General features: G+C 53.3%; 17 protein-coding genes, 1 tRNA gene and 2 pseudogenes. 16 read left to right on the top strand and 4 right to left on the bottom strand.

Going from position 1 to position 18,051, the window contains the following annotated elements; genetic code table 11:
* The first annotated feature begins 158 nt into the window (after positions 1-158).
* The 4 genes from LOK74_RS11775 to LOK74_RS11760 all read left to right on the top strand — a co-directional run bounded on the left by LOK74_RS11775 (position 159) and on the right by LOK74_RS11760 (position 4,744).
* Positions 159-1,457, top strand: coding sequence for a peptidase (locus LOK74_RS11775; RefSeq protein ID WP_420908764.1), 1,299 nt, complete (start codon positions 159-161; stop codon positions 1,455-1,457).
* Positions 1,454-2,803 (top strand): 4-aminobutyrate--2-oxoglutarate transaminase, encoded by a 1,350-nt coding sequence (gabT, locus tag LOK74_RS11770; RefSeq protein WP_230046802.1) that lies wholly within the window; start codon positions 1,454-1,456, stop codon positions 2,801-2,803. The genes LOK74_RS11775 and gabT overlap by 4 nt, the downstream gene beginning before the upstream one ends.
* 77 nt (positions 2,804-2,880) lie before the next feature.
* Entirely contained in the window at positions 2,881-4,299 is a 1,419-nt protein-coding gene (locus tag LOK74_RS11765; RefSeq protein ID WP_230046801.1) for an aldehyde dehydrogenase family protein, read from the top strand.
* A gap of 356 nt (positions 4,300-4,655) precedes the next feature.
* Positions 4,656-4,744: transfer RNA gene (locus LOK74_RS11760), tRNA-Ser, on the top strand.
* A 158-nt stretch (positions 4,745-4,902) separates the two neighbouring features.
* Here LOK74_RS11760 and kduI read toward each other — a convergent pair.
* From kduI to LOK74_RS11745, 3 genes and pseudogenes are all read right to left on the bottom strand, one after another.
* A complete protein-coding gene (gene kduI / locus LOK74_RS11755; protein ID WP_230046800.1) occupies positions 4,903-5,733 on the bottom strand; it encodes a 5-dehydro-4-deoxy-D-glucuronate isomerase in 831 nt (276 codons plus the stop codon).
* A 23-nt stretch (positions 5,734-5,756) separates the two neighbouring features.
* Positions 5,757-6,787, bottom strand: a pseudogene (locus LOK74_RS11750) (TRAP transporter substrate-binding protein).
* 56 nt (positions 6,788-6,843) lie between these two features.
* Positions 6,844-7,488, bottom strand: a complete 645-nt coding sequence (locus LOK74_RS11745; RefSeq protein WP_230046799.1) for a TRAP transporter large permease subunit — start codon at positions 7,486-7,488, stop codon at positions 6,844-6,846.
* Positions 7,489-7,594: 106 nt separating this feature from the next.
* On the opposite strand from LOK74_RS11745, the gene LOK74_RS11740 reads away from it, so the two are divergent.
* The 12 genes and pseudogenes from LOK74_RS11740 to LOK74_RS11690 all read left to right on the top strand — a co-directional run bounded on the left by LOK74_RS11740 (position 7,595) and on the right by LOK74_RS11690 (position 17,468).
* Positions 7,595-8,365 (top strand): SDR family NAD(P)-dependent oxidoreductase, encoded by a 771-nt coding sequence (locus LOK74_RS11740; protein WP_420908763.1) that lies wholly within the window; start codon positions 7,595-7,597, stop codon positions 8,363-8,365.
* Positions 8,366-8,588: 223 nt separating this feature from the next.
* Complete coding sequence (locus LOK74_RS11735; RefSeq protein ID WP_255679589.1) at positions 8,589-9,590, top strand: sugar kinase; 1,002 nt, start codon at positions 8,589-8,591, stop codon at positions 9,588-9,590.
* A 20-nt stretch (positions 9,591-9,610) separates the two neighbouring features.
* On the top strand, positions 9,611-10,279 hold the full coding sequence (locus LOK74_RS11730; RefSeq protein ID WP_230046798.1) for a bifunctional 4-hydroxy-2-oxoglutarate aldolase/2-dehydro-3-deoxy-phosphogluconate aldolase: 669 nt from the start codon (positions 9,611-9,613) through the stop codon (positions 10,277-10,279).
* 9 nt (positions 10,280-10,288) lie between these two features.
* Positions 10,289-11,787: pseudogene (gene gucD, locus LOK74_RS11725) on the top strand (alpha-ketoglutaric semialdehyde dehydrogenase GucD).
* 74 nt (positions 11,788-11,861) lie between these two features.
* Positions 11,862-12,590 carry an SDR family NAD(P)-dependent oxidoreductase gene (locus tag LOK74_RS11720; RefSeq protein ID WP_230046797.1) on the top strand — a complete coding sequence of 243 codons (729 nt, stop codon included), beginning with the start codon at positions 11,862-11,864 and terminating at the stop codon, positions 12,588-12,590.
* Between the two features lie 116 nt (positions 12,591-12,706).
* On the top strand, positions 12,707-13,396 hold the full coding sequence (locus LOK74_RS11715) for a GntR family transcriptional regulator (RefSeq protein WP_230046796.1): 690 nt from the start codon (positions 12,707-12,709) through the stop codon (positions 13,394-13,396).
* A 15-nt stretch (positions 13,397-13,411) separates the two neighbouring features.
* Positions 13,412-14,335 carry a dihydrodipicolinate synthase family protein gene (locus LOK74_RS11710; protein WP_230046795.1) on the top strand — a complete coding sequence of 308 codons (924 nt, stop codon included), beginning with the start codon at positions 13,412-13,414 and terminating at the stop codon, positions 14,333-14,335.
* Positions 14,336-14,513: 178 nt separating this feature from the next.
* Positions 14,514-15,506 (top strand): tripartite tricarboxylate transporter substrate binding protein, encoded by a 993-nt coding sequence (locus LOK74_RS11705; RefSeq protein WP_230046794.1) that lies wholly within the window; start codon positions 14,514-14,516, stop codon positions 15,504-15,506.
* A gap of 9 nt (positions 15,507-15,515) precedes the next feature.
* Positions 15,516-15,953, top strand: a complete 438-nt coding sequence (locus LOK74_RS11700) for a tripartite tricarboxylate transporter TctB family protein (RefSeq protein ID WP_230046793.1) — start codon at positions 15,516-15,518, stop codon at positions 15,951-15,953.
* Between the two features lie 18 nt (positions 15,954-15,971).
* Entirely contained in the window at positions 15,972-16,304 is a 333-nt protein-coding gene (locus LOK74_RS11695; RefSeq protein ID WP_230046792.1) for a tripartite tricarboxylate transporter permease, read from the top strand.
* Positions 16,305-16,329: 25 nt separating this feature from the next.
* Positions 16,330-16,680 (top strand): tripartite tricarboxylate transporter permease, encoded by a 351-nt coding sequence (locus tag LOK74_RS24065; RefSeq protein WP_255679588.1) that lies wholly within the window; start codon positions 16,330-16,332, stop codon positions 16,678-16,680.
* Positions 16,656-17,468, top strand: coding sequence for a tripartite tricarboxylate transporter permease (locus tag LOK74_RS11690; RefSeq protein ID WP_255679587.1), 813 nt, complete (start codon positions 16,656-16,658; stop codon positions 17,466-17,468). The genes LOK74_RS24065 and LOK74_RS11690 overlap by 25 nt, the downstream gene beginning before the upstream one ends.
* Positions 17,469-17,584: 116 nt before the next feature.
* Here the strand turns inward: LOK74_RS11690 and LOK74_RS11685 are convergent, their stop codons facing one another.
* Positions 17,585-18,019 carry a DMT family transporter gene (locus tag LOK74_RS11685; RefSeq protein WP_230046791.1) on the bottom strand — a complete coding sequence of 145 codons (435 nt, stop codon included), beginning with the start codon at positions 18,017-18,019 and terminating at the stop codon, positions 17,585-17,587.
* Between the last annotated feature and the right edge of the window lie 32 nt (positions 18,020-18,051).

Here is an 18,051-nt window from a genome sequence, read left to right as displayed (position 1 = left end):
ACTCGACAGTGGCCTGTCTGTCCCAAAAAATGCTGGCTGCTGGATGAATGGGAGAATGCAGATAGCACAAGGGAGCCGTTCGTTGCCGTCAGAGTGACCCGGCTGAGTTGCGCGGCTTCTTGTCTGGACCGGATAGAAAGCAAAAAGGGGGAGGAAGTGTGGCAGAACAACTGGAACGTTGGCGCGACAAAATCCGCAAACAGCTCTCACAGGAGCGGCAAGCGGCGATTGCACTGCTGCAGGAATGGGTGCAGGAGCCCAGTGTACAGGGAGACGAGCGATCGATTCAGGAAAAGGTCGCCAAACAGTTGGCGGCAATGGGTCTGAAGGTTGACCTCTGGGTGATGGAAGGAGCGGAGTTGATCAACCATCCCTACTTTGTCTCACCGCGGACCACCTTTGCCAACAGTCCCAATGTTGTTGGCGTATGGTCTGGAACCGGAGGAGGGCGGTCCCTCATCCTCAACGGACATGTTGACGTGGTACCGGCCGGCGATGAACAGCAGTGGCAGCATCATCCATTTAGCGGCAGCGTAATCGATGGAAAGTTGTACGGGCGGGGTGCCACCGACATGAAAGGGGGGAACCTGGCCTCGCTGCTGGCGATACAGACCTTGCAGGCGCTGGGTGTACGGCTAAAGGGGGACGTGATCTACGAAAGCGTGGTCGAAGAAGAGAGCGGGGGTGCTGGTACGCTGGCCACTATCCTGAGAGGCTACCGTGCTGATGCGGCGTTGGTCCCAGAGCCAACCAACTTGAAGATCTTTCCCAAACAGCAGGGCTCGATGTGGTTCCGTCTGTCGATCAAGGGACGTTCAGCGCATGGAGGAACCCGCTACCAAGGGGTGAGCGCGATTGAGAAAAGCATGCAGGTGCTGCAGGCGATCAACAGGCTGGAGAAGCAGCGCAATGAGCGCATCAGCGATCCGCTTTACGCCACGCTGCCCATACCGATTCCGATCAATGTAGGTGTGATTGAAGGAGGCAAATGGCCGTCTTCTGTCGCTGATCTGGTCAAGATGGAGGGGCGGATGGGCGTGGCTCCGGGAGAGGAGATGGAGCACGCCAAGGCAGAGATGGAGCAGGCATTGAAGCAGTTGGCGGAACAAGACGACTGGTTCCGCGATCACCCCGTAGAGCTGGAGTGGTTCGGAGCCCGCTGGGTACCGGGAGCCGTCGAAGAGGATCACCCCTTGATGCAGATGCTGCAGGAGAGCTACCAACAGGTCATGGGGAATGCTCCGGTGATTGAGGCATCCCCGTGGGGAACGGACGGCGGTCTGTTGACCAGACTGGCCAACACCCCGGCAATCGTATTTGGACCTGGCGTGACGCAAGTAGCCCATTATCCCAACGAGTACATCGAATTGGACGCGGTGTTTCAATGTGCCGAGATTTTTGCCCTCACCATGATGAAGTGGTGCGGCGTAGCAGAGGAAGGAGCGATAGAGCAATGAATCCGATCGCAACCAAGTATATCAAACTAAACACGGCGATTCCCGGACCTCGTGCCCAGGAACTGCTGACACGAAAAGAGGCAAGCGTGCCGCGTGGGCCGTTTACGACTGCCCCCACATTTGTAGTCAAGGCGGACGGGGCGCTGCTAACCGATATCGACGGCAATACGTTTATCGACTTCGCCGGCGCGATCGGCACGATGAACGCCGGACACTGTCCGCCGCAGGTGGTGGAAGCGCTAAAACAACAGGTGGACCAGTACATTCATACCTGCTTTCATGTGATGATGTATGAACCGTACGTCCAGTTGGCAGAAAAGTTGAACGAGATCACCCCGGGGAACCATGCCAAAAAGACATTTTTCCTCAACAGCGGTGCAGAAGCGGTGGAAAATGCAATTAAGATCGCACGGAAGTACACAGGACGCAAAGCCGTCATCTCGTTTGAGAGAGGGTATCACGGCAGGACGCTTTTGGCGATGAGCCTGACCAGCAAAATCAAACCCTACAAGTACCAGTTCGGGCCGTTTGCTCCGGAAGTGTACAAGATGAGCTATCCATATTACTACCGCACACCGGAGGGAATGGGGCCTGAGCAGATGGACGAGTACATCCTGCAGCGGTTTCAGGACTTTTTCCTGGGCGATGTTGCGCCAGATGATGTGGCGGCGGTGATTCTAGAACCGGTACAGGGCGAGGGCGGGTTTGTCGTTCCCTCCAAGCGGTTCGTACAAGGCGTGAAACAGATCTGCGAACAGCACGGCATTCTGCTGATTGCCGACGAGGTGCAAACCGGTTTTGGCCGGACCGGGAAAATGTTTGCAATGGAGCACTTTGACGTCGTACCTGATCTGGTCGTCATGTCCAAGTCGATCGCCGCTGGATTGCCGATCAGTGCTGTGACGGGGCGTGCCGAGATAATGGACTCCCCCAATCCGGGTGAAATCGGCGGCACCTACGGCGGCAGCCCGCTCGGCTGTGTGGCGGCACTGGAAGTGATCAAGATGATGGAAGAGCAAAATCTGCCGGCGCGCGGTCAGCAGATCGGCGAACGGACGATGCAGGCGTTTGCCCGCTTCCAACACCGTTTCCCGCAAGTAGGCGACATCCGAGGCCTGGGCGCGATGTGCGCGCTGGAGATCGTCAAGGACAAGGAGAGCAAGGAGCCAGACAAAGAGCTGACCGCCCAGATCGTTCATGCCTGCAATCGGCGAGGATTGGTGATTCTCTCCGCCGGTTTGTACAGCAATGTGATTCGTATTCTCGCTCCGCTGGTGATTACAGATGAGCAGTTGGAGGAAGGTTTAGCCGTGTTGGAGGGTGTTCTGGAAGAACTGTGTCTGTAAAGCGGGCTAGCTGTGCCAAGTCCGAGTTTGACGAGTACCACGAGTTCGACGAGTACGAAACGAAAGGAGAGGGGACAATGAAGCGAAAGCTGTTTATTGGCGGTGAGTGGGTTGAGGGAAGGGAGTACAGTCAACTGTCCGCCCCCCACAGCGGTGAAGTGATTGCCGAAATCCCCCAGGCAGATCAGGCTGACATCGATCGGGCGATTTCCGCTGCCCAAGAGGCGCACACCACGATGCGCAACACGCCGGCGCATCAGCGGGCCACCTTGCTTGCCTCCATCTCCAACCTGATCGCGGAACGGAGTGAAGAAGCAGCCAGATTGATCGCGCTGGAGGCAGGCAAGCCGATCCGCACCGCTCGCGGCGAAGTGGCCCGGACGGTTCAGACGTATCGATTTGCCGCCGAGGAGGCCAAACGGATACAGGGGGAGACGCTGCCGCTGGATGCCGCTCCAGGAGGGGAAGGACGTGTTGCTTATACAGTTCGGGAGCCGTTAGGTGTCGTCGCAGCCATCACCCCGTTCAACTTCCCGATGAACCTGGTCGCCCACAAGGTTGGCCCGGCCCTGGCAGCGGGGAATACAGTGGTGTTAAAACCGGCTTCACAGACGCCTCTGTCCGCTTATTTGCTGGCTGAAATCGCACAGGAAGCCGGTCTGCCGGCCGGTGCGCTCAACGTGGTGACCGGCAGCGGCAGAGTGATTGGCGATGCGCTGGTGACCGATCCGCGGATCAAGGCGATTACCTTTACGGGAAGCCCGCAGGTAGGGATCGGGATTCGCAATCGTGCCGGATTGAAGCGGGTCACACTGGAACTGGGCTCCAACTCGGCGGTCATCGTCGATCGGGATGTCGACCTAGGCGAAGTGGTGCCCCGCTGTGTGTTTGGCGCTTTCTCCTACTCGGGACAGGTATGCATCTCGGTACAACGCATCTATGTCGCAGCAGCGATGTTTGAATCGTTTGTCGACGCTTTTCTCACGGAGACCCGCAAGCTGCGTGGTGGAGATCCGCTGGCGGAAGAAACCGATTACGCGGCGATGATCCATCCTGGCGAGACCGAACGGACAGTAGAGTGGATTAGAGAAGCGGAGCAGAAGGGTGCCCGGATCTTGTGCGGTGGTTCTGTGGAAGGCAGAGTGCTTCCGCCTACCGTGTTGACCAACGTACCTGCTGACGCCCGTATTTCTTGCCAGGAAGTGTTTGGACCCGTGGTGATGATCAACAAGGTGGAATCAGTGGAAGAAGGGATCCGACATGTCAACAACTCCAATTACGGCCTGCAGGCGGGAGTTTACACCAACGACGTTAGAACGGCGCTCGACGCTGCCGAGCAGCTGCATGTTGGCGGCGTGATGATCAACGATATCCCTACGTTCCGTGTCGATCATATGCCATACGGAGGCGTGAAGGAGAGCGGTTTCGGACGTGAAGGCATCAAGTACGCCATCGAAGAACTGACCGAACTGAAGCTGGTCGTCTTCAAGCGATAGCCTAGTCGTGCGACGATAATGAGTACTAGACCGATCGCGTTGATCTGATGCAGTTTCTGCAAAAGAAAGTCTGCTGCTTTCGCGAACGTAGTTTATCGACGAATAGATCCTTCCATAGAAAAAACCAGTCAAAACACGAGAATGAAGTGTTAGACTGGTTTTATTTTTTTAAACGATTGATATCCGTTGGCATAATAAAATACCTAAAAGAAATAGCACATCAGTATTTTCATTGTTCCAGCTAACTGACCATTAGTTGAATAAAAAATGTAGAATTCCAAAAAGTGCTCTTGCAAAGGTGAGTAAACTTGTGCTATAGTAATCATTGTTGACGCGATAAGGCGCTTGTACAATCTGGAGGGATACCGAAGTGGTCATAACGGGGCGGTCTTGAAAACCGTTAGGGTGCAAGCCCACGGGGGTTCGAATCCCTCTCCCTCCGCCACATATTGACTCTCTTTCGAGTAGAAATAGTACATAGCAGACAACAAAGCAGGTGGCATCGTGTCCCTGTTTTTTTTGTTTCTATCAGAACCCTTTCCCAGAACAAAGCCCTCGCCTGCGAACAGATCCTGCGGCGAGGGCTTTACACTTTGTACAGGGTTATCTCAATTCCTCCATTGCCACAAAGTCCATATCATCGAATGAATCATTCTCACCGGCCATCGCCCAGATAAAACTGTAGTGGCTCGTACCCACACCAGAGTGGATTGACCAACTGGGGGAGATCACCGCTTGTTCATTGCCCACCACCAAGTGGCGTGTTTCCTCTGGCCGACCCATGAAGTGAAATACACGCGCATCCTGTGGCAGCTGCATGTACAAGTACACTTCAGAGCGGCGATCGTGGCAGTGCGTCGGCATCGTGTTCCACATGTTGTTGGGTGCGAGTTGCGTGATCCCCAACATCAGCTGACAGCTTTGCAAGCCGTCTGCATGAATCAGCTTGCGGATCGTTCTCACGTTGGAGGAGCCAGCAGCTCCCAATTGTTGAGCCTCGGCATTCTCCAGTTTGATCTGCTGGATGGGATGAGAGTGATGAGCTGGCGTGGAGACGAAGTAAAATTTGGCCGGTTGCTCAGCCGAATCACTGCGAAACACGACGTCTCGCTTTCCCCTGCCGATGTAGAGGCAGGAGAAGAGCTCCAGCGGAAACGGTTCGTTTTCCACAAGAACAGATCCCTTCCCGCCGATATTGACGATACCGATCTCCCTTCGCTCCAGATAAAAGTCCACTCGCAGAGTATCACCTGCATCCAGCGAAATCTCTTCCCGTAGAGGAGTGGCTCCTCCGATAATCATTCGGTCATGGTGAGAGTAGACCTGGCGCAGTTCTCCTGCGACGAACAGGGACTCGATCAGATACTCCTTGCGCAGCCGTTCTGTGGTGTAGTGTTTCATCTCATGGGGGTGAGTGGCTTGGCGAACCTCCATATGCAAAAAAACCTCCCTGTCAATTATTTTTGCTTGGCCTGTTCGATCAGCGTAATCAGCTCTGAACCGTACTGCTCCTTGTATGAGTTCCAGATCGGCTTTGCTCGCTCGATGAACGGTGACAAATCGTCAATCTCGGTAAACGTCACGCCATGGGATTCAAGCTCCTTCACGGTATTGCCGATATACGCATCCCACAGTTCCCGCTGTTTGGCTTCCGCTTCTGCAGCTGCTTCCTTGATCGCTTGCTGCTGTTCGGGAGACAGTTTCTGAAACACGTTGTCGCTGATCAGGACCATATCCGGCACCATGAAATGCTGGGTCCAGGAGAAAGCCTTGGACACTTCATACAACTTCAAGGTCAACAGGGTGACGGGATTGTTTTCCCATCCGTCCAACACGCCCTGTTCAATCGCGGTATATACTTCGCCTTGCTCCATCGGTGTAGCGATGGCGCCCATGCTGTTCAACGCATCAACCATCAACTGGCTGTTCATCACCCGAATCTTCAGACCCTTTAGATCCTCAGGCGTGTATACCGGTTTGTCTTTGGTAATGATGTTGCGCGATCCCCCGTCGGCCCACATCAGAAAGGTAAAGCCTGCTTTGTTGATATCCTCTTTTAGCTTCTGGCCCGCTTCCCCGTTGAGGGCTTTAAACATATGTTCCTTGCTCTCAATAGACTCAATACATTTAACGTGGGAACAAACTGGGCAGCAGGCCCGGCAGAGACCATCGCCATCTCCATCGAACCGACTTGCATGCCTTCCATTGCTTCGCGTTGTCCCCCAAGCTGACTGTTGTTAAACAGTTTGATTTCCACCGTACCGTTGGTTTTCTCCTTTACTCGGTCAGCGAAGAACTGCAGCGCTTGCGTCGTCGGATTGTCATCAGGAAGCACATTTGACAGCTTTAGCTCTACGGTTTTCGGTGGATTTCCTCCTTGGGTTGCTGATGAAGCGGAGTTGGAACTGGTTTCTGTACCGCCGCCGTAGCCAGCGAGGAAGAAGAGCAGACATGTGATGCAAAGCCAAGTTGACGCATTTCGTTTCATCGGAAATACCCCCTTTGGAAAAGGTGAAATCTTAATCTAGGCAGCATCATTGCGGATCATGACAACCATTCAGGCAGAAACATAACCAAACCAGGGAGAAACGTCACTAGCAGCAACAGGACCACCATCGAGAATAGGAATACGGAATACGTGCCAAGGATCTGACCGAGCGGCGCTTTGGAAATGCCCATCGAGACGAACAAAGCGATGCCGACCGGTGGTGTGCACTGTCCGATTGCCATATTGACGATGGTCATGATCCCAAAGTGGAGAGGATCGACACCCAACTGCATAGCGATCGGAAAAAGGATAGGTACGACAATGATCAGGATGGGAGACACATCGAGAAAAGTGCCGAACAAAAGAAGGATCAGATTGATCAGCAGGAGAATGAAAACCGGATCATCCGTGATGGTTAGGATGGATTCGGCAATGGCGCTTGGGATCTGTTCGGCAGCCAGAATCCAGCCAAAACTGGAAGCGGTTGCAATGCAAAGCACAACAACACCGGTGATACTCGCTGTCTGGACAATGATCCGGGGAAGGTCTCGCAAGCGCAGCTCCTTGTACACGAAAAAACCGAGGAGGAAGGAATAGACGACGGCAACGACAGAGGCTTCCGTTGCGGTAAAGATCCCCGACAGAATGCCGCCCAGGAGGATGACAACTGTCATCAGCGCCAAGATGGAGTCAACACCCATCGCTATCCACTAGAACAGCTGCAGCAAGGGTTTGATGAACTGACCCAGGGCGGACACGTGATGAAGGCAGTGGTGACGATAGAAAATGGATGAGGAGGAGAGAGAAGTGACCATTCTGGATCGGTTTCGGCTGGATGGAAAAGTAGCGCTTGTGACCGGCTGCAAGCGGGGGATTGGCAGGGCGATCGCGATTGCCTTGGCTGAGGCGGGAGCGGACATCGTGGGGGTCAGCGCTAGTCTGGAATCCTCGGGAAGCGAGGTGGAACGGGAAGTCTCCGCGCGAGGACGTTCCTTTTACGGCTATACGCACGACTTTTCTGACCGCACCTCGCTGTATCGTTTTATCGAACAGGTAAAGCAAGATGTGTCGGAGATTCACATCCTGGTGAACAACGCAGGGACGATCAAGCGGGAGCCTGCTGTCACGCATCCGGATGAATACTGGGATACCGTCATGGAAGTGAATCTGAATGCACAATTTGTATTGAGTCGAGAGATCGGCAAAGAGATGATGCAGCGAAAAGCGGGGAAAATCATCTTTATCGCTTCTCTGTTAAGTTTCCAAGGCGGCCTATATGTGCCGGGCTATGCCGCGAGCAAAGGAGGCATCGCTCAACTAACGATGGCGCTGTCCAATGAGTGGGCCCAGCATGGTGTGCAAATCAATGCGATCGCCCCGGGCTATATCGATACGGACAATACGGAGCAGCTCCGCCGCAATCCAGAGCGGAACGCAGGCATTATCGAGAGAATTCCGGCAGGAAGGTGGGGTAAGCCGGAAGATTTGCAAGGCGCCGCTGTGTTTTTAGCCTCATCTGCATCCGATTATCTAAGCGGCTCCATCATTACCGTGGACGGAGGATGGATGGGGCGCTAACCTGCGGGAAAGGCGTCTTCTCTTGGTGAGGCGCCTATTCCTTCGTTTATTCTTTGACTAGCAGCTTTTTTTCGAATATTGTTGACGTTTGAAACAGAAGCTGGTTATAATAACAAAAACAACTGATATATCAGATTTCAAATACCAAAAGTGAACAGTTGATAAACTGTGGTGAGAACGTGGAGCGGAACGTGATCAGAAGCCATAGAGAGGAGTGAAGCATTTGAGGGCACAGGAAATAGCGATCTCTCCCGACAGTGGAGAAAGAAAGAGTAGAACCATTGACGTGGTTACATTCGGCGAAACGATGGTGCTGTTTTCACCGTTATCAACCGGTCCGCTGCGCTATGCGACCCATTTTGAAAAAACGATCGGAGGAGCGGAATCAAATGTCGCGATCGCTCTTGTCAGGCTGGGACATACAGTCAGATGGATCAGCAGGCTGGGTGACGATGAGTTTGGTACCTTCACCCGCAACTTCATCCGCGGTGAAGGAGTCGACACATCGGCCGTTACCTTTGACCACCGACACCCTACGGCCGTGTATTTCAAGGAACGGCGGGAAGGCCGGGAACCAAACGTTTATTACTACCGCTCAGGATCCGCCGCCAGCCAGATGAAACCGGAGCACATCAGGGAGGAACAGATACGAGATGCTCACATTCTCCATCTGACCGGGATCACTCCTGCCTTGAGCGATGGCTGCAAAGAGACAGTGCATCACAGCATCTCCCTCGCGCAAAAACACAACCTGACGATCGTGTTTGATCCCAACATTAGACTCAAGCTGTGGACCAAAGCAGAAGCAAGGGAGACGCTGATGGAGATTGCTGCCAAATGTGACGTGGTGATGCCTGGTTTGGAGGAAGGGACCATTCTCACCAGGGAGACGGAGCCGGAGAAGATCGGTCGCGTCCTGCTGAAAAATGGCGCCAAAGTGGTGGTGATCAAACTGGGTGCCAAAGGAGCGTACTATCAGACGGCAGATGATGCGGGCTATGTAGCCGGATTTCCCGTCGATCAGATCGTGGATTCGATTGGTGCCGGTGATGGATTTGCAGCAGGGTTTTTGTCAGGATACTTGCGTGGTTGGCCGCTCGGGGAGGCAGTCCGTCTGGGAAACCGAATCGGAGCTTACGCCCTGACTGTCGCTGGAGATGTAGAGGGATATCCATTCTGGTCGCAAATGAACCTGGACGGTGATCGACCGGACGTCAGCCGCTAGGTAGAGGAGGTGCAGGCGGGATGTTCGCAAGAGCAGAGGTGCTGCAAAAGATAACGGAAAGCGGCGTGATTGCCGTGCTTCGCCGTCCCCCGGCAGATGTGATCGACCGCATCGCGGAGAGTCTGGTCGCTGGAGGGATTACGGCACTTGAAGTAACCGTCGATACCCCGGGCGTATGGGAGGCGATCTCCCGCATCGCGCAAAAACTGGGACACCGTGCCGCTGTCGGTGCCGGTACTGTACTGGACAGCGAAACAGCGAAGCGGGCGATTGACAGCGGGGCCCAGTTCCTCTTTAGCCCTAGTCTGCATCGGGACGTGATCGAGACGGCCAACCGCTATGGCAAGGTTGTGATGCCGGGCGTCATGACTCCCACGGAGATCATTCAAGCGATGCAGTGGGGAGCAGATCTGGTCAAACTCTTTCCGGCCGCCGCGTTGGGACCACAGTACATACGGGATGTCAGGGCGCCGTTTCCACAGGTGCCGATCGTTCCGACTGGCGGGGTGAACCTGTCCAATGTCGCGGCGTTTTTCGCGGCTGGTGCAGCAGCAGTCGGCATTGGCGGCAATCTGGTCAATCCGCAAGCAGCAGGAGAAGATGATTTCATTCGCATGCAGGAGTTGGCCAGCCGATATGTTGCAGCGATCGACCAGGCGCGAACCGCCTTGGCCAGCAAAGCCATATAGCCGATCACAATGAACATGTCAAAAAGGATGGAAAGGATGGAAATGAAACAACAACCAATTCCAAAAACGTACCACAACTATATCAATGGTCAATGGACGGCATCGGCAACTGGGAAGACGGAGGCTAGCCTGAATCCAGCTGACAAACACGAAATCGTGGGATATGTGCAGGTCTTTGAACAGGCAGATCTGGATGCAGCCGTTGCCGCAGCGCAGAAAGCTCAGCAGCAGTGGCGGAATCTTTCCGGGGCCCAGCGAGGCGACTATCTGTATCGAACAGCAGCGGTGCTGGAACGTCATTTGGAAGATATCGCAGAAACCATGACCCGCGAGATGGGAAAAACACTGGCGGAAGCAAGGGGGGAGACGGCCCGCGGGATTGCCATCCTCCGCTATTACGCCGGTGAAGGGATGCGGAAAATAGGCGATGTGATCCCCTCAACAGACAGCAGTGCTCTGATGTATACGACACGCGTCCCACTGGGCGTAGTAGGGGTGATTACGCCCTGGAACTTTCCGGTTGCCATCCCGCTGTGGAAAATAGCGCCAGCACTGGTCTATGGAAATGCGGTGGTTTTCAAACCGGCCGAAGAGACTTCCGTAACAGCGGCAAAGGTAGTCGAATGTTTCGAGGAAGCAGGTGTGCCGGCGGGTGTGGTCAATCTGGTGATGGGACAGGGTGCAGTGATTGGTCAAGCGATAGTAGCACATCAGGGCATAAACGGCATCACCTTTACCGGTTCCAATCAGGTGGGAAAACAGGTTGGACAGGGGGCACTGGTCCGAGGAGCCAAATACCAGTTGGAGATGGGCGGCAAGAATCCGGTGATCGTAGTCAGCGATGCCGATCTGGACTTGGCGGTAGCAGGAACGATCAGCGGGGGACTGCGCTCGACAGGACAAAAGTGTACCGCTACCAGCCGCGTCATCATCCTGGCTGATGTTTACGCGCTTTTCTTGAAAAGCTGTTGGCCAAAGTAAAAGAAATAAAAGTAGGCAATGGTCTGGCTGAAGAGACCTGGATGGGGCCTTGTGTCAGTGAAAAACAGATGCAGACGGTTCTTTCCTATATTGAGTCAGGCAGACAAGAAGGGGCAACCCTCCTCTATGGAGGCCAACGATTGTCGGAGGGCTGGACGGCCAATGGCTTCTTTATCCAGCCTGCCATCTTCGAGCATGTGACGCGTGAGATGAAACTTGCGCAGGAGGAGATCTTTGGGCCGGTACTGGCCTGTATCAAGGTGGATACGTTAGAAGAGGCATTGGATGTAGCCAATGATGTGCAGTACGGATTAAGCGCTTCTGTTTATACGACCAATATCAAGAGCGCGCTCACCTTTATTTCCCAGATGGATGCGGGGTTGGTCCGCATCAATGCCGAGACAGCCGGTGTTGAACTGCAGGCTCCGTTTGGAGGCATGAAGCAGTCCAGTTCACACTCCCGCGAGCAGGGGCAGGCTGCGATAGAATTTTTCACATCGGTGAAAACGGTATTTGTCACGCCATAGGAAGACATGGGAGAGGACGTAACCAGAGATAGGAGGGTATAAGATCATGTATTCTTTCCAACCAGGTTGTATGGGTGACCGGAAGCAGCACAGGAATCGGTCGGGCGGCGGCTCTGGCCTTTGCAGAGCACGGGGCTGATGTTGTCGTTCACTACCATTCAAGTGCGACGGAAGCGGAGTCCGTCTACCAGGAGATTGTCCAAAAAGGCAGAAAGGTGTTGCTGGTACAGGGAGATGTTTCGGATAAGCAGCAGGTAGACAGCATGGTGGCTCAGATAAAAGAAGCGTTTGGTCGAGTCGATGTGCTGATGAACAATGCAGGTTCGATGGTGAAACGTGCACGCCTAGAGGAACTGGATGAAGAGACGTGGGACAGAGTGATGGCAGTCAACCTGAAATCGGTCTTCCTCGTTACACAGGCCGTGCTTCCGCTGATGAAGGCTCAAGGAAGGGGCAGGGTGATCAACCTCGCCTCGGTAGCGGGACATAACGGAGGGGGAAGGGGTGCCCTAGCCTACGCCACCTCCAAAGGGGCGATTCACACGTTGACCAAAGCGATGGCGAAAGATCTGCTTGACTACAATATTCTAGTCAATGCGATCGCGCCCGGAGTAATATCCACCCCATTTCACGATCGTTTCTCCACCCCGGAATTCCGCCGTCAAATGGTCTCTCAGATTCCGATGGGACGAGAAGGAACCGCCGAAGAAGCAGTAGGTCCGGTACTGTTCCTGGCTTCTTCCTATGCCGACTATATTACGGGAGAAACGATCGAGGTGAACGGGGGTCAGCTGATGCGCTAGCTGCTGCTTGGCCGCAGCAGGGAAAAGCAGGGGTGAGCTTCATGGAAAAAGCAGTCGCTTCCTGTTACACTAATGTGATCTGTGATAGATCAAAAATCAGATTCAGGAGAGCAAACGTGAAAAGACAGAGGGAAGATACCAAAATGCAGCTAAACGTGGTTTCAGAGAATTTCAAATCACTGCGGGACATTGCGCTGGAAACGATACGCAATGCGATTATCAGCGGGCATTTTCAACCAGGCGAACATCTAAAAGAGCGTGAACTGGCCAAGGAAATGGGTATCAGCACAACACCGATCAAAGAAGCGTTCCGCATCCTGTCCCATGAAGGACTGGTCGAGACCCTGCCCCGCAAAGGAACGTATGTCTCGGAAATGGTCAATTCATCCATTGAAGAAACGCTGATGCTAAAAGCGTATCTGGAGGGATTGACGGCACGACTGGCTGCTGTCAAGATCACCGACCAGGAACTGGAGCAGTTGAAGCACCAGATTGATGTGATGGAACAGTTAAAGAACGAGCAGGAGATCGAACGGTACTCGGAGGAAAATACCAACTTTCATATGATGATCCGACGGATTGCCAAAAGTCCGATTCTCTCCAAAACGTTGCTTACCGTAGAGAATGTAGACAAGGCATTTCGAAAACGAGCCCTGCAGTTGAGTACAGAGATCCAGCAAGGGTTTATCGAGCATCAGCAGATCTTTGAAGCGATCAAACTGCGTGATGCAGATCTGGCGGAAACCAGAATGAAACAACATATCCTGCGCACCGCCCAACATGTCTTGCAGCAGTCCAAAGACTAAAGGGGAGAGAAGCCATTGAACTATGCAGAGATAAGCGGGAAACTGGAGACGATCTCCGCGATCAATATTACCCCTTTTGATGAAGAGACGAGGGAAGTAAACTGGGACAAACTGGAGGAAAACATCCGCTTCCTGCTTGACCACGGTATCCAATCGATTGTCCCGTGCGGCAATACAGGCGAGTTCTACTCCTTGACGATTGAGGAGGCCAAGGAGGAAATCAAGCGGGTGGTGGAAATCGTAAACGGCAGAGCACTGGTGATTGCCGGCATCGGCTATGCTCTGCCCATCGCGATCGAACTGGGGCAGTATGCTCAACAGGCGGGTGCGGATGCCGTGATGATTCATCAACCGATCCATCCATATGTGACGGATCGCGGCGCCGGCTCCTATTTTAAAAAGATCATTGAAACACTGGACATCCCATCGATTCTTTACTTTAAAGATCACAATCTGAGCGACAATGTACTCAAAGAATTGGCCCCACTGGAGAAGCTGATTGCTGTCAAATATGCAATCAACGATCTGCCCCGCTTTGCCAAAACCGTACGGGAGATACCGGATGAGCACCAGATTACCTGGATTTGCGGAACAGCGGAAAAATGGGCTCCCTTCTTTTACCACGCAGGAGCGAGAGGGTTTACATCTGGATTGGTCAATGTGTATCCCGAAAAGTCGCTTCGGATGCTGGAAGCGCTGCATAACGGGGACCAGGAGCAGGTGTGGAAGATCTGGGAAGACATTTTAGCCTTTGAAAATTTGCGGGCAAAATATAACAATGGCAACAACGTTGTCGTCATCAAAGAAGCGATGGCCCAGATCGGAATGAACCCTGGAATCACCCGGGAACCTGTCGATCCGCTGCAAGCGGAGGATCGTGCAGAAGTACAAGCGATTTTACAGTCATGGGGATTGCTGCCCAAACAGGAGATTACCTGATCTTCAGCATGCAGCGGGGTGGGGTTGCCCTTCCCCTGCTGCATAAAAGGGCACGGAATTCTAGTACGGCCAAAAATGAAAGCGGTTTAAATAATAACACTGTTTATTTTTGATGGAAAATTCCCATTATTGAAAATAACTTCAGGGAGGGTATGGCATAACGAAATGGTGGAAGAGAATGGCGGCAGTTGGCGCGCTGCTCGGTCTGCTCGGGCTTGCTGCTTGTGGAAGTGGGGCTAATTCCGGTGGGGCGACAGGGGAGGCTGCAGCAGGCGGTTCAGACTTTCCGCAGCGCGATCTGACGATTATTGTGCCCTTTTCGGCAGGGGGAGGAACGGACGCCACGGCGCGAGCGTTGGCCAAAGCAGCGGAACAACACCTCGGCCAATCGATTGCTGTTGTCAATAAAACAGGGGGGAGCGGAGCGGTAGGATTCACCGAAGGAGCAAACGCAAAACCGGATGGATATACCTTGACGATGCTTACCATGGAAATCACGACCCTCAAACATCTGAAACTCTCTGAATTGACCCATGAGGATTTTAAGCCGATCGCACAGGTGAACTTTGATCCGCCTGCAATCACGGTGAGAGCAGATGCACCGTACAACACTGTTCAGGAGTTCTTTGATTATGTCAAGGAAAACCCCGGAAAGGTCAAAGTAGGCAACTCCGGGCCGGGGGCTCTATGGCACATGGCAGCGATCATTATGGAAAAAAATGTGGGCGTCCAGTTTACCCATGTGCCGTTTGAGGGAGCAAACCCGGCCGTAACCGCTTTGCTTGGCGGGCACATCGATATGGTTCCCGTCAGTCCGGCAGAGGTAAAAGCGCATGTAGAAGCAGGGAAGCTAAAGACGCTGGCGGTAGTCGATGAGAAACAGTCTGACGTTCTGCCAGGGGTGAAAACGTTGGAGGAGCAAATGGGCATCAAGATGCCGCCGATCGGATCGTGGCGTGGGTTAGCTGTTCCCAAAGAGACCCCCGAGGAAGTGGTCAGCATCCTTGCAGACGCATTTATGAAGGCTGCGGAGAGCGAAGAATTTAAGACGTACATGAAAAATAACGGTCTTGGTCTTTCCATTAAAGATGCATCATCCTTTCAAAAGATGATCGTGGAAAGCCACGATTACTTTGGTGAGCTTATACCGGAGCTGGGTATCCCCAAATAAGTTTATAAGATGAAAACGGCAAATCTAATCAGCGCTCTCATCGTCATGGCGTTCGCGGCAGTCGTCTATTTAGTCTCAGCTCAGATTCCAGAGATACAAGTGTCCGAGATCGGTCCAGCCTTCTTTCCAAAGATGCTCAGTATCCTGCTGTTCCTGCTTGGAATCCTGCTCTTGCTGTCATCACGCCGCGAGAAAGCAATGAAACCTGAACATCCAGCCAAGCATGCTGCCACCGCGATGGGCTGGATGGTAGGTTATGTGGTTCTGTTTCAATGGGTGGGGTTCCTCTTTTCCACTCCGCTTATCCTAGGGGTATTCCTGTACGCACTAAAAGTGAGAAAGTGGTTGCCTCTGCTCCTCACACCCGTTGGGATTACCTTGTTTATCTATTTCATCTTTGAACAGCTGCTCCATGTGCCGCTGCCGTCGGGCGTGCTGACAGGATAAAGAAAGGAGAGAGAACCCTTGCTGCTTGAGGCGATCGGAAACGTAATGCAGGTTGACGTGATCTTGATCTGTGTCGCCGGCGCGATAGCGGGCATTGCCATCGGCTCGCTGCCCGGTTTGACCGCTACGATGGGGGTCGCGCTCCTGCTGCCGCTTACCTTTGGCATGGCCCCTATCTCCGGGCTGCTTCTTTTGATCGGGATCTTTTTTGGCGCGATATACGGCGGTTCGATCAGCGCCATCCTGCTGCGAACACCTGGCACACCAGCTGCTGCTGCCACCAGTATGGATGGCTACGCTCTGGCCCGCAGAGGAGAGGCTAAAAAAAGCGCTGATGACCTCCACGATTAGTTCTGGCATCGGGGGACTGATCAGTGTGTTCATTCTGATTGGTCTGGCACCGGTGATGGCGGAATGGGCCTTGGAATTCAGCGCACCGGAATCATTTGCTTTAGCCTTTTTTGGCCTCTCGATAATCACCAGCATCGCCGGAAAATCACTGGTAAAAGGTTTGATCACGGGAGTTGCGGGACTAATCATCGCCACCGTGGGGCTTGATCCGGTCAGTGGGTATCCGCGATTTACCTTTGACCAGGTTAACCTGATGAACGGGTTAAACTTCATTCCGGTCATGATTGGACTGTTTGCAGCATCAGAAGCCTTTAAAACGATGGAGACGATCCATGCAAAAGAGTCATGTCGGTGCAGATCAGCAAGATCGGACTGAAATGGAGCGAATTCAAGCAATTGATCGGCACGATTCTGCGATCATCAGGAATCGGTACCTTTATCGGCATGATACCGGGGGCCGGAGGTGATATATCGGCATTTGTCGCTTATAATGAAGCGAAGCGCTTTTCGCGGAATCCCGAGGTGTTCGGAGAAGGAGCGCTCCAAGGAGTGGCAGCTCCAGAAGCGAGCAACAACGCAACCACGGGCGGTGCGATGATTCCCCTGCTGACGCTGGGGATTCCCGGAGATGCGGTAACCGCAGTGCTGCTTGGCGCTTTTATGATCCAAGGGCTGCAGCCGGGGCCGCTGTTGTTTCAAAACAATGCAGACGTTGTCTATTCCCTTTTCATTGGGATGATTCTGGCCAATCTGCTGATTATCGTGTTTGGACTGATCGGCATTCGCTTCTTTGTAAAAGTGTTGTCGGTACCCAAGGAATACCTCACACCGATCATTCTCGTTCTCTGTTTGATCGGCGCTTATGCGTTGAACAACAATGTTTTTGATGTATGGGTGATGCTTGGTTCCGGGATGATCGGATACGTGATGCAGCGCTATGGATTTCCTGTCTCGCCGATTATTCTCGCCTTGATTCTGGGGCCGATGGCGGAGAGCAACTTGCGTCGGGCCTTGGTCATGTCAGAAGGAAGCTACGCGATTTTTTTCGCCCGTCCGATTTCGTTAGCCTTATTGATCCTTGCGATCATCACTCTGTTTACACCGCTGATTCGAACATGGTGGCAGAGCAGGCGCAAAAACAGGTCAGAATCGAACGCCTTGTAATACCCTCTTCATACACCCCTTTTGTTGTGTCCCAAACAGCCTGCGCATTATCGGCTGCTCAACGAGGGGTGTTTTAACGGGATGAACAAGTGAACAAGAGCTGATCCAAATAGCGACTATTTCCTATAAAATAGAAGCAGCGCGGCTGCGAGCAGGAGAATCCCCAGCATCCGCTGCCAGTCAAGGGGGATCTGACGGCCGCCAACCAGGCCGAAGTGGTCGATCACGGTGCTGGCGATGATTTGACCGGCGATCACGGCAAGCAATGTAGTGGCAACCCCGATTTTGGGCACCGACAAGACCATAGCAAAAACGTAAATCGCCCCCAATAAACCGCCTAACAGCATCCACTTTGGCTGAGTGAGGGTTGTCAACAGATTGCCTTTTCCGAAAAAAATGACAAGCAGCAATAAACAGAGGGTTCCAATCGCAAAGGAGATGAAGGAGGCTTCAATCGTTCCTATCTTTTTGCCCAATGCCCCATTGATCCCCGCTTGAGCAGCGACGCCGATCCCGGCGACGAGGGAGAGCAGCATCATCAATCCGTTCATGGTATGTATCGTCCTTTCTTGGCAGCTTCAGG

Source organism: Brevibacillus humidisoli, assembly GCF_020923435.1.
Classification (GTDB): domain Bacteria; phylum Bacillota; class Bacilli; order Brevibacillales; family Brevibacillaceae; genus Brevibacillus_E; species Brevibacillus_E humidisoli.
This window is presented reverse-complemented; position numbering and strand designations above follow the sequence as displayed.